The following is a 9,524-nucleotide window of genomic DNA, read 5'->3' as shown; positions in this document are numbered from 1 at the left end:
CGCGGCTCAGCCCCAAAAGCCCCCTTTCCTTGGTGGGGTATGGGCCGCCGAAGGCAGCCCATACCCCACCAAGAAACCAAAAGCCGGCGATGACCTCTTAAAGCTCCTTACGAAGCAACCCGCCCGATCCGCACCCGCCAGACCTCCGGCCCTTGCTCCAGATAGGTCCACGCGAACTGGCCCGGACGTTCGTATTGGAACTGATAGTACAGCGGCTTGGGGTCATGGTCGTTGACCAGGATGAACGCCTCCCCCGGCCGCAGCGCCTCGAAGGTCTGGAAGATCAGGGGATGCCGTTGAGGGGGCGGCACCGATCGGACGTCCAGTTCCTGAACGGTCCTGAACCCAGGCTCCGCCCCTCCCGGATGCATCGCCTCGAACACCCGCTGCTGCTCCTCCGGGGAAAGGTAACGCTCGAAGAGCGGGAGGTAAACGCGCTCCTCCTTCGCCATATGCACGCGGAGAAGCGCGTAGAGCTCGATGAGCAGCCGCCGAAGCTCCCGCTCGGCGCTCGCTCGGCCCTCCGGCCCCGCCCCTTGGATCCGCTGGATGAGCCCGTCGATCTGCCGGATGTATCCCTCGATGAACTCGTGGTCCACCCGCATCGTGGCGGTCGCCTGGCCGTGCTGTCGGATCAACGGCTCCACCGCCGGATACAGCGCCCGCTCCTCCCCTTGCGCGTGAGGCAGCAGGTCTTGCAAGAGAAAGGCCCGCAGACCCTGGAGCTCCGCCGGGGAGAGGGTGGGCCCCTCCCGGTAAGCCTCCAGATACTCCAGCAACTGGCGATGATGCTCGTGGAACGCCTCCGCCACGCTCATGCTCGCCCCCTAAAAGAAGATCTCATGCGCTCCGTTTCTTGCTATACCCCGGAGAGCGCTTCTCCGCTTTGATCCGGAGCAAACTCTTTGCGCTCCAGACCTCCACCTCCACACGCCCTCATTTGCTCCAGGGCAAGGTCCCCAGCGCCGATGGGAGCAATATATGAGCCGAGGCTTGTCGGGAGGGGGCTACGCGGGGAGCGTTTGAAGCCCAGGTAGATGAAATCAAGCGTTTTAAGGGGAACACGATGCGACCGGATGAACCGCTTCGAGCGATCGCGGCCGCCCTGCGGGCCGAGCATCGCCTGCTCCGCCGGATGATGGCCCGCATGGCCGACTGGCTGGCGGAGGGTGTGTCGCCGGAGGGCCTGAAAGAGCGAGGGCACATGCTGTTCGAGGCGCTGGAGGATCACGCCCGCTACGAGGAGGAAAAGCTGTTTTCACAGCTTCGGGAGCGCTCCCCCCACGCCCGCCACCTCGTGGGGATGATGGAGCTCGTCCATGAGGAGGTCCGGGAAACGATGCGGATGGCGCTCGAGCGGGCGGATCCGCGCGAAGACCTATGGACGCTCTTACAACTCTCGGAGGAACACTTCGAAGTGGAAGAGCAAGCGGTGTTCCCGCTGGCGGAGGAGGGATCCGAAGCCGCCATTCGCGAGAGGCCTGTCGGTTGAGGGGGTTTTCGGATGCCGGGGAGGCCGGCAACCCGCCCCGATCACGGGGAGCCCTTCAGCTTCTCCTCCAGGAACTCCCGGAGGGCCACCGCGTTGTTGTGGGCGGCCGCCCGGGCGCTGAACAGGAGCGTCACGTTGCCGGCGCGGGCGGCGTCGAGCAGCGGCCGCCACGCCTCCGGCCGGGCCTCCAGCTCCGCGAAATACCGCCGGCGGAACTCCGCCCATTTCTTCGGGTCGTGACCGAACCACCGCCGCAGCGCATCGCTGGGGGCCACCTCCTTCAACCAACCGTCCATCACCAGGGCCTCCTTTTTGATCCCCCGCGGCCACAGCCGCTCCACTAGGAAACGCTTCCCATCATCCGGCTCCACCGGATCGTAGACCCGCTTGACCTTGATCACAGCTGTCCCTCCTTTCGTGGGGGAAGCTAAGCGGTCGTCGGAACGCCTAAGATCCCCTGCTCCTCCAAGTGTTTGAGCAACAGATGAAAATACACCAGCCCAGCGTAGGGCTGCCAAGGGGCCAGGGCGCGCCGCACCCCCTCGTAATCGAACGGCCGGCGGCGCCCCAGCCACCGCTGCAGATGGTTCCGCGCCCCCACGTCGTCCCCCGGGAAGATGTGCAGCCGCCCCATCCCCCGCAGCAGGGTATACTCCGCGCTCCACCGCCCGATGCCGCGCAGCCCCTGGAGCCGGGTCATCGCCTCCGCGTCCGCCAGCCGCTCCCACGCCTCGAGATCCACCGCCCCGGAACCGACCGCCTCCGCCAGGGCGAGGAGGGATCGGGCCTTCTGCCGGCTGAAGCCCAGGGCCTGCAACGCCGCCGGGTCCTGGCCGGCCAGATCCTCTGGCTGTGGGAACGCCGGCGGGGCCTGGGGGGCTCCTTCCACCCGCCGGCCGAAGGCCGCCGCCAGGCGGTTCAGCAGGCGGATCCCCAGGGTCAGGGTGACCTGCTGGCAGGCGATGGCGTTGACCAGGGTTTCGAACAGCGTGGGGAAGCGGGGCGGCTTCAACCCTTTGAAGCGGACGATCCATGGACCCAGGCGGGGATCCCCTTCCAGCTTCCGGTAGAAAGGGCCCAGATCCACCCGGAGCCCCAACAACCGCTCCAGCGCCCGCGCCGCAGCCTCCTCCGCGCCCGATGGGAGCTCCGACGCCGTCAAAACCACCTGAAGGCGCGGCGCCTCGGGAGGGCCCAGTGGGGTCACCGCCATGGCGACCGGCCTCCCGGCGATCACCAGCGTGCGGCGGTAGACGCGGCCGTCCCAGCGGTCGATCTCGTTCTCCGGGCGCCGCCGCAGGGCCCAGACGGTGAGGTCCAGGCGGAACGGCGGGATCGGCTCGAGGGTCAGGACCTGGACGTCCATCCGCCCCTATCCTCTCCGCGGGCTTGGTCCGCACGCCGCCGAAGTTCCCCTTGGCGCATCCCCAGCCGCTCCGCCGCGCAAGGCAGGCAGTAGACCTCCTCGCGGCCGGATCCATCCGCCAGGACGAAGCGGTAACGCCGCCGCACCCGCGGCCGCCGGCCGGGCGGATCGCACGCCGCACACGCGAAGGCCTGCTTCGGCTCCAGCCGCTCCGCGCGCAGCAAACGCACAGCCATCGCCACCTCCCCGGTTCGAGGTCAGGCGCCTCCGCACCCGACCCCTCCCTCGCGCCTCTGATCGGCGTTACGCCGAGGGTTTCCCAGAGGCATCGAGAGCGTGCTCGCAAGCCCCGAACGGCGCAGCCCCTATCAATGATACAGCCCCTCGCTCCGCCTCCCCGTGAGGATCTCGATCCGCACCTCGTACAGGAGGATCCGATCCAGCAGCGGGTAGCCGGGCTCGAACGTCCACGAGGGATCCCCGTATTTCTCCAGCAGGCGATCGAAGAACCACGTCTTCATCGCCGCATCCTCCACCACGCGCACGGTTCCGAAGACCACGACGCTGGTGTAAACGAGGGCGGAATTGCACGCATAAGGCCGCCCTGGGTGGAGGGGGCCCATTTCGGAGACCTCGATGCAAACGCGGGGGTTGTGTTGGATGTTATGCAGGAAGTGCCCGGGCGCGTTGCCGGTGTGCAAGTAGAGCGTATCGCCCCCCTCGTAGACATAGACCAAAGGGATCACGTAAGGCCAGCCGTCCGGATCGGCCGTGGCCACGTGGGCGACCTTCCCCTGGCGCAGGAAGGCGCGAGCCTCCTCGTTGGGCATCTGCCGCTTGCGACGACGCATCCGGCCGCGCAACGATTCGAACGTTCCCTCGGTTTCCATAGGCATGCACCCTCCTTCGGCGCCTACGCGCCCGCCGTGGGGACCCGCTCCGTCCAGCGGGCGACCAGCCGGTCCAGTGCCTCCTCCAGATCGAAGCCGCAGATCGCCGCCGCGTCCTCGAGGGTTTCCTCCAGCTCCTTCGTGCACGTCACCTCGATCTCGTAGATCCCATAATCTTCGAACACCGCGGCGGCCGCCGGATCCTGGTCCAGGAGCTCCCGCATCGTCATATGCCGCAACCGCTCCCGCAGGCCCTCCCGTTCGATGTCCATGTTTCGCCTCCTGTTGCATCTGCCTCAAACCCCAACCTCCGGTTAAAGCCTACCGTCAACGCCTCGACGCCGCTTTGCTCCGGATCAAGCTTCGCGGGGGTTCCGGAGGTCTATCGCGAAACTATCGAAAGGAGACGCCCGCCTCGATCCTTGACGCTCCCCAAACCTCCGACCGCTGCGTGGACCCGCCCGAGGCCCGCTTGACAGATCCGGCTTTCCTGCGTACAATAGTAGTTGCTTAAACAACTACTAAAGGAGGTGGGCCATGTGTCTCTCGTGCGGTTGCATGGAGCCGGACGCCGGGCATGGGGACCCGCGCCACATCACGATGCAGCACCTCGTCGAGGCAGCGAAGGCGGAGGGCCTATCCGTCGAGCAGGTCTGGCGGAACATGGCCGAAACGATGGAGAAGGTGCGGCAGGGGGAGGTCCGCAGCCGGGTCTGGAACCCCGAAGCCCGGGGTCGGTGACGATGGGAGGGTGGGGCTTGGGGTGGATCCGAAAGCCAATCGGGGGTGGGTGGACACTGCGGGAGATCGCCCAGGGCAAACCCCTCGGGCACCCCAGCCACGCCCTCTTCGTCCACTTCCCGGCGGGGCTGTGGCCGGCCGCCCTCCTGCTTGATCTCCTCTCCTGGATCCACCCCGATCCGACGCTCGTCCGCGCTGCCCTGTACGACTTGCTGCTCGGGTTAGCGCTGGCCGTGCCCGCCATCTTCACCGGCCTGTTGGATTTCCTCCCCACGGTCCCGGGTTCCCGGAAGCGCCAGCTGGGGTGGCGGCATCTGATCGCTCAGGCAAGCGCGACCGGCATGTTCGCCGCGAGCGCTGTGATCCGCCTCCAGGATGCGGGAGCAACGCACACAGCGATGCTCCCCCTCGCCCTGGCCGTTGTGGGGACAGGGCTTTTGCTCCTCGGCAACTACCTGGGCGGGGAGTTGGTTTATCGGCACGGCATGCGGGTGGGCGCCTCGCGGTGAGAGGACCTGGCAGCGACATGTTAGCTGAGGAGGCTGGGGAGAGGCGTTAGCCATCCGCACCTATCAACGTCTTCTCGCGGAACTGACCAGTTGGTATATTCGTCACAGCATCGCCCTGGCGGCCTTAGTCAGCGATCTCGGCGGCCGTCTGCAAGCCTTACTCAGGCCGGAGACCTAGTCGGTGCCGGCGTCCGTCGGCCCTGAAGCAGGGCCTGGTGGCTGGCTGGAGTACATGCGCCGCTTGCTGCGGTAAGGAGGTGCTTCCGGGAAAGACCAGAAATAGTAAATCGGCGCGGTGGTGCCGGAAACACCACCGCGCCGGGCGGAGAGCCCAAACCCATCTGCAAGAAAGGAGGAACCTAAATGAATGCCTCACGTTTCAACACGGCACGGCTGACAGCGGCATTGTTGATCGCTATCATCGCGCTGGTCGCCTTCGCTCCGGTCGCCTCCACCGCAGCCACGACGTCGGCCCTCGACTTCCACGATGCGATGCGCAAGCTGTGGGTGGACCACGTGACCTGGACACGCCTGTACATCGTTAGTGTCGCCGCGGACCTGCCGGATAAGGACATAACCGCGCAGCGCTTGCTGGATAATCAGACTGACATCGGCAATGCCATCAAGCCCTTCTACGGGGAAGACGCCGGTAACAAGCTGACGTCACTGCTGAAGGAGCACATCCTGATCGCTGCCGACCTGCTAGCCGCTGCCAAAGCGGGCGATGCCGCCAAGGTGGATGCTGCCACAGCGCTATGGTACGCCAACGCAGATGAGATCGCAGCCTTCCTGAACAGCGCCAACCCGAAGAACTGGCCGCTCGCCGATATGAAGGCGGAATTGAAAATGCACCTGGACCTGACACTGGATGAGGCAGTGGCCCGCCTCCAGGGCAAGTTCGCGGATGATGTTCAAGCCTTCGATAAGGCCCACGAGCATATCCTGAAGCTGGCCGACCTACTCAGCACCGGCATCATCAATCAGTTCCCCGACAGGTTCAACATAGGAACTATCCAGACGAGGCGTTAGGCGTTGATCCTGGCCGAAGACCTCGCTGCCGCCGAGAAGCGCGGAAACGCGGGGCGACGATTACGACGTGCTGCCTAGCGGCCTGTACTAGAGAATGCGGCGCCTGCCGTGGGCACATCTATCGCTACTACGTGCCACCCGAAGAGCGCAATCGCTGGCTGGTACTGGCGCCGGATGGATAGGAAGTCTTAGAACCCTTTATGGAGCGACCGATGGACGACGCGGTGGAGCGGCTTCAGCAGCTAGGGTTCAGCGAATACGAGGCCCGGGCCTATGTGGCCCTCTTGCAGGCGAGCCCCCTCACGGGCTACGAGCTGGCCAAGCGCTCGGGCATCCCTCGCCCGAACATCTACGAGGTGCTCCAACGTCTGGAGGAGCGAGGGGCTGTTCTGCGAGTGGAGACGCCGGAGGGCGCCCGATACACCCCCGTGCCGCCGAAGGAATTGCTGAGGCGATTGGATCACCGCTTCGAGGAAGCCCTCGCTGCGGCGCAGAAGGCCTTGGAGGCCCTCGCCCCCTCGCCCCAACCGGAGCCCGTGTGGAACCTCTCGGGATACCCCACCCTTCTGGATCACACTCGGGCCCTCCTGGAAGGCGCGACCCGCACCATCTGGATCGCCCTCTGGCCGCCGGAAGCCCAGGCGCTGGCGACGTCGTTGGCCCACGCGGAATCCCGAGGGGTCCGGATCACCACCCTATGTCTGGCGGCCTGCGCGACGGCGTGCGAGGGATGCCGAGGGCAGCTCTATCGCTACCGGATCGCCCCTACGGCCGCTGCCCGCTGGCTCATCCTGGTGTCCGACGAGGCAGAAGCGGTGGCGGGGGAGATCCAGGGGGAGGCGGCGGCCCGGGGCATCCGGACCCGCCAACCCATGCTGGTGGACCTGTTGCTGGATTACATCCGGCACAGCATCGCCCTCGCAACTGCGGTGGAGGAGCTAGGAAACGGGATCCGCGCCCTGGGCCCGCGGACCCGCAAGCTGCTGATGGCCGTGCGGGGGCGGCTTGCTCGGAAGGAGGCTTAGCAGGCCGCTGAGCGCTTCGCTCATCTAAACCTTACCTTAGGGGGCATTTGGGGTTCACGGTCTGACGCAACTCAATCAAACCCAAAGGGGTGCAAAGGCCCTCCCCCGGGCCCGGCCGCTCGAGGGAGGGTGGAGAGCTCCGTAAGCCAAGCGGAGCGGCGCGGGCCGGCGCGCCGCGGATGGAACCTCAACCCAAGGAGGGCGTCATGCCGTTCGGTGGGTTTATCAACGCCTTGCCTCCCGCTGTTTTCATCCTGGTCCACCTGGTGGCCTTTCTGATCGGCGCCTACTTCGCCTACCAGAGCTTCGGCGCCGGCGCCGCCACGTTCGGATGGGGGTTCGTCCTCTACGCCCTGGCCGAGGTCTTCTACATCACCTATCACCTCGACCTCACGGTCGTCCTCTTCGCCCACACCCTGGCGGAGGTCCTCGATCTCCTAGCCTTCATCGTGTTGTTCGTCGGGATCTCCCAGGCGGTCCTGGCCGCCCGCCGGGCGCGGGCGTGAGGGGACAAGGACCTCCGAGCGGGGCAGCTTCCACTGCCCCGCTCGGCCTTTCTCTGGTCGCCCTGCCCGCCCCTTGCACAGGGGACGGGCGCTCTTTTGGCAGAACAAAGCGCAAAACGTTTCCAGCCACGGGAGTTCGCGATGAAGCGAGCGATCTACGGACTGTTGCTGGGGGCGCTGCTGGGGCTCGGGTGCGGGGTTTCATCCCCTGCGGCCGGCGTCCCCGCCGGCCCCACGGTTCGCATGCCGAAGTCTTATCGCTTCGACCCGCCCACCCTTCAAATGAAGGTGGGCGAGACCGTCACGTGGATCAACGAGGACAACTTCACCCACAACGTTCACTTCCTCAGCGGGGCCGACTGGCAGAGCCCACCCCTGCGGCCGGGCCAGCGCGCCACCTACACGTTCACGCAGCCGGGCGAGTATCGGTATCAATGCGATTTCCACGCCCAGATGATGAAAGGGGTGATCATCGTTGTTCCATGAGAGGAAGAAAACGCCACACCGGAGGAAACCTGCAGCCATCGATGCGGCGACCTTGGCCTTTTTAGAGCGGGCCCGTGTGGCCCACCTGGCCACGGCGGACGCTCAGGGGCGCCCGCATGTGGTCCCCATCTGCTTCGTCTGTGACGGCCGGGATCTCTTCACCCCATTGGACGAGAAACCGAAGCGGGTCCCGGTGGAACGGCTCCGACGGGTGCGCAATCTTCAGGCGAACCCCTATATCGCCGTGGTCGTGGACACCTACGACGAGGACTGGAGCCGTCTGGGATGGGTGATGCTGTTCGGGACCGCCCGCTTGCTCCGAAAAGGGGCGCGCCACGCGGAGGCCCTGCGACGCCTGGAGGCCAAATACCCACAATACCAGGCCATGGAGCTCCTGGCCCATCGCCCTCCCGTGATCTGGATCCGGATCCAGCGGATCGTCCGTTGGGGCGCCGTGCCTTCCCCCGAATAGGAACGAAATGGCCTTCCAGGCTTACCCTAGGGGGAAGCCCGAGTAAACGGCCTCAAGCTGTTCCGCGATGGCCTCCCACCGATGATAGGCCTCCACATAGGCCCGGCCGGCCGCGCCCAGGGCCGCCCGCTCCGAGGGACTGTCGAGCAACCGCACCACCGCCTCCGCGAAGGCCTCCGGCTCCTTAGCGATCACCAGATCCCGGCCCGGGGTCGCTTGGAGGCCTCCCAACACGAGCGGGGTCGCCACCACCGGCGTCCCCATCGCCATCGCCTCTAGAACTTTGTTCTGGATCCCAACCGCATATCGCAAAGGGCATACCGCCAGGGTGGCCCGGGCCAGATAGGGCCGGAGATCCGGGACGGTCCCGATCACCTCCACCCGGGGGTCCCCGGCCGCTTGACGGAGGAGCGATGGGGGATTCCGTCCAATAATCCGCACCCGAACGTCTGGCCGTCGCGCCCAGATCCGCGGCATGATCTCTCGGATGAGATCCAGCGCCGCCGCCACGTTGGCGTGGTAACTCATCTTCCCGGTAAAGATCAGGGCCGCCGGATCTCTCGGAGCCGACTGAGGCTGGAAGAATTCCAGATCCACCCCGTTTGGGATTACAGCCAGCGAAGCCCGGCCGTCCGGGGCCAGGCCCCGCAGGGCCGTCGCGTCCTCCTGGGAGGTTATCACGATGCGAGGAAACCTCGATAACCAGCGGGCCTCAAACCGTCGGGTTCGCTCGAGCTCCAGCCGCGCCAGCCATCGGCTCCTCGCTGTCGGCGCCAGGATACAGGCCTGCTCGAAGAGACGGGTGATGCTATCCACTGCATCGAAGACCAGCCGCTCCGGGGGGACCTCACCAGCGAACCCCGCACCTCGGAGATGTTCGATGTGCACTACATCCCAAGGCTCCTGAAGGCTCCGGCGCAAGGCCTCCCGCAATCCGGGGTGATCGGCATATCCAGCCTGCAGGGGCTCCCCGCGCGCCCAGGCCCGGACGACGTTCCAGAGCGTGCG

At 66.1% G+C, this 9,524-nt stretch carries 15 protein-coding genes and 1 pseudogene; 8 read left to right on the top strand and 8 right to left on the bottom strand.

Annotated features, from left to right (window positions below):
• Nucleotides 1-107: 107 nt before the first annotated feature.
• Both ACFMO5_RS06000 and ACFMO5_RS05995 read right to left on the bottom strand, forming a co-directional pair.
• Nucleotides 108-371: a DUF2249 domain-containing protein gene (locus ACFMO5_RS06000; RefSeq protein ID WP_376791848.1), complete on the bottom strand. Its 264-nt coding sequence runs from the start codon at nucleotides 369-371 to the stop codon at nucleotides 108-110.
• 60 nt (nucleotides 372-431) lie between these two features.
• A pseudogene (locus ACFMO5_RS05995) lies at nucleotides 432-818 on the bottom strand (hemerythrin domain-containing protein); the annotation flags it as partial.
• A gap of 248 nt (nucleotides 819-1,066) precedes the next feature.
• Between ACFMO5_RS05995 and ACFMO5_RS05990 the strand changes: the two are divergent.
• A complete protein-coding gene (locus ACFMO5_RS05990) occupies nucleotides 1,067-1,492 on the top strand; it encodes a hemerythrin domain-containing protein (protein ID WP_376791847.1) in 426 nt (141 codons plus the stop codon).
• 41 nt (nucleotides 1,493-1,533) lie between these two features.
• Here the strand turns inward: ACFMO5_RS05990 and ACFMO5_RS05985 are convergent, their stop codons facing one another.
• From ACFMO5_RS05985 to ACFMO5_RS05965, 5 genes are all read right to left on the bottom strand, one after another.
• The gene (locus tag ACFMO5_RS05985) at nucleotides 1,534-1,893 is read right to left on the bottom strand and encodes a DUF488 domain-containing protein (RefSeq protein ID WP_376791846.1); all 360 of its coding nucleotides are present in this window, start codon (nucleotides 1,891-1,893) and stop codon (nucleotides 1,534-1,536) included.
• Between the two features lie 26 nt (nucleotides 1,894-1,919).
• Nucleotides 1,920-2,858 (bottom strand): DNA-3-methyladenine glycosylase family protein, encoded by a 939-nt coding sequence (locus ACFMO5_RS05980; RefSeq protein WP_376791845.1) that lies wholly within the window; start codon nucleotides 2,856-2,858, stop codon nucleotides 1,920-1,922.
• Nucleotides 2,840-3,094 carry a hypothetical protein gene (locus tag ACFMO5_RS05975; protein WP_376791844.1) on the bottom strand — a complete coding sequence of 85 codons (255 nt, stop codon included), beginning with the start codon at nucleotides 3,092-3,094 and terminating at the stop codon, nucleotides 2,840-2,842. The genes ACFMO5_RS05980 and ACFMO5_RS05975 overlap by 19 nt, the downstream gene beginning before the upstream one ends.
• A 132-nt stretch (nucleotides 3,095-3,226) precedes the next feature.
• On the bottom strand, nucleotides 3,227-3,748 hold the full coding sequence (locus ACFMO5_RS05970) for a pyridoxamine 5'-phosphate oxidase family protein (RefSeq protein ID WP_376791843.1): 522 nt from the start codon (nucleotides 3,746-3,748) through the stop codon (nucleotides 3,227-3,229).
• A 23-nt stretch (nucleotides 3,749-3,771) separates the two neighbouring features.
• Nucleotides 3,772-4,020, bottom strand: coding sequence for a hypothetical protein (locus tag ACFMO5_RS05965; RefSeq protein WP_376791842.1), 249 nt, complete (start codon nucleotides 4,018-4,020; stop codon nucleotides 3,772-3,774).
• 265 nt (nucleotides 4,021-4,285) lie between these two features.
• On the opposite strand from ACFMO5_RS05965, the gene ACFMO5_RS05960 reads away from it, so the two are divergent.
• The 7 genes from ACFMO5_RS05960 (at nucleotide 4,286) to ACFMO5_RS05930 (ending at nucleotide 8,516) form a co-directional block, all read left to right on the top strand.
• Nucleotides 4,286-4,489, top strand: coding sequence for a hypothetical protein (locus tag ACFMO5_RS05960; protein WP_376791841.1), 204 nt, complete (start codon nucleotides 4,286-4,288; stop codon nucleotides 4,487-4,489).
• Nucleotides 4,490-4,506: 17 nt separating this feature from the next.
• Entirely contained in the window at nucleotides 4,507-4,998 is a 492-nt protein-coding gene (locus ACFMO5_RS05955) for a DUF2231 domain-containing protein (RefSeq protein ID WP_376791840.1), read from the top strand.
• A gap of 363 nt (nucleotides 4,999-5,361) precedes the next feature.
• The gene (locus tag ACFMO5_RS05950; RefSeq protein WP_376791839.1) at nucleotides 5,362-6,027 is read left to right on the top strand and encodes a glycosyltransferase; all 666 of its coding nucleotides are present in this window, start codon (nucleotides 5,362-5,364) and stop codon (nucleotides 6,025-6,027) included.
• 212 nt (nucleotides 6,028-6,239) lie between these two features.
• Entirely contained in the window at nucleotides 6,240-7,052 is an 813-nt protein-coding gene (locus tag ACFMO5_RS05945; RefSeq protein ID WP_376791838.1) for a TrmB family transcriptional regulator, read from the top strand.
• A 206-nt stretch (nucleotides 7,053-7,258) separates the two neighbouring features.
• Entirely contained in the window at nucleotides 7,259-7,558 is a 300-nt protein-coding gene (locus ACFMO5_RS05940) for a hypothetical protein (protein WP_376791837.1), read from the top strand.
• 141 nt (nucleotides 7,559-7,699) lie between these two features.
• A complete protein-coding gene (locus ACFMO5_RS05935) occupies nucleotides 7,700-8,044 on the top strand; it encodes a plastocyanin/azurin family copper-binding protein (RefSeq protein WP_376791836.1) in 345 nt (114 codons plus the stop codon).
• Nucleotides 8,034-8,516: a TIGR03668 family PPOX class F420-dependent oxidoreductase gene (locus ACFMO5_RS05930; protein ID WP_376791835.1), complete on the top strand. Its 483-nt coding sequence runs from the start codon at nucleotides 8,034-8,036 to the stop codon at nucleotides 8,514-8,516. The genes ACFMO5_RS05935 and ACFMO5_RS05930 overlap by 11 nt, the downstream gene beginning before the upstream one ends.
• A 21-nt stretch (nucleotides 8,517-8,537) precedes the next feature.
• On the opposite strand, the gene ACFMO5_RS05925 is transcribed toward ACFMO5_RS05930, so the two are convergent.
• Nucleotides 8,538-9,524: glycosyltransferase (locus ACFMO5_RS05925; RefSeq protein WP_376791834.1), on the bottom strand; the 987-nt coding region annotated here is incomplete at its 5' end.

Source organism: Thermoflexus sp. (assembly GCF_042408365.1).
Taxonomy (GTDB): Bacteria; Chloroflexota; Anaerolineae; order Thermoflexales; family Thermoflexaceae; genus Thermoflexus.
The sequence above is the reverse complement of the archived record's forward strand: the minus strand, read 5'-3'. Positions and strand labels throughout refer to the sequence as shown.

Bases quoted from the DNA above. Each gene is read 5' to 3' on its own strand.
- ACFMO5_RS06000 (WP_376791848.1), bottom strand. From the start codon at position 371: ATGCATCCGGGAGGGGCGGAGCCTGGGTTCAGGACCGTTCAGGAACTG.
- ACFMO5_RS05990 (WP_376791847.1), top strand. From the start codon at position 1,067: ATGCGACCGGATGAACCGCTTCGAGCGATCGCGGCCGCCCTGCGGGCC.
- ACFMO5_RS05980 (WP_376791845.1), bottom strand. From the start codon at position 2,858: ATGGACGTCCAGGTCCTGACCCTCGAGCCGATCCCGCCGTTCCGCCTG.
- ACFMO5_RS05975 (WP_376791844.1), bottom strand. From the start codon at position 3,094: ATGGCTGTGCGTTTGCTGCGCGCGGAGCGGCTGGAGCCGAAGCAGGCC.
- ACFMO5_RS05970 (WP_376791843.1), bottom strand. From the start codon at position 3,748: ATGGAAACCGAGGGAACGTTCGAATCGTTGCGCGGCCGGATGCGTCGT.
- ACFMO5_RS05965 (WP_376791842.1), bottom strand. From the start codon at position 4,020: ATGGACATCGAACGGGAGGGCCTGCGGGAGCGGTTGCGGCATATGACG.
- ACFMO5_RS05960 (WP_376791841.1), top strand. From the start codon at position 4,286: ATGTGTCTCTCGTGCGGTTGCATGGAGCCGGACGCCGGGCATGGGGAC.
- ACFMO5_RS05950 (WP_376791839.1), top strand. From the start codon at position 5,362: ATGAATGCCTCACGTTTCAACACGGCACGGCTGACAGCGGCATTGTTG.
- ACFMO5_RS05945 (WP_376791838.1), top strand. From the start codon at position 6,240: ATGGACGACGCGGTGGAGCGGCTTCAGCAGCTAGGGTTCAGCGAATAC.
- ACFMO5_RS05940 (WP_376791837.1), top strand. From the start codon at position 7,259: ATGCCGTTCGGTGGGTTTATCAACGCCTTGCCTCCCGCTGTTTTCATC.
- ACFMO5_RS05935 (WP_376791836.1), top strand. From the start codon at position 7,700: ATGAAGCGAGCGATCTACGGACTGTTGCTGGGGGCGCTGCTGGGGCTC.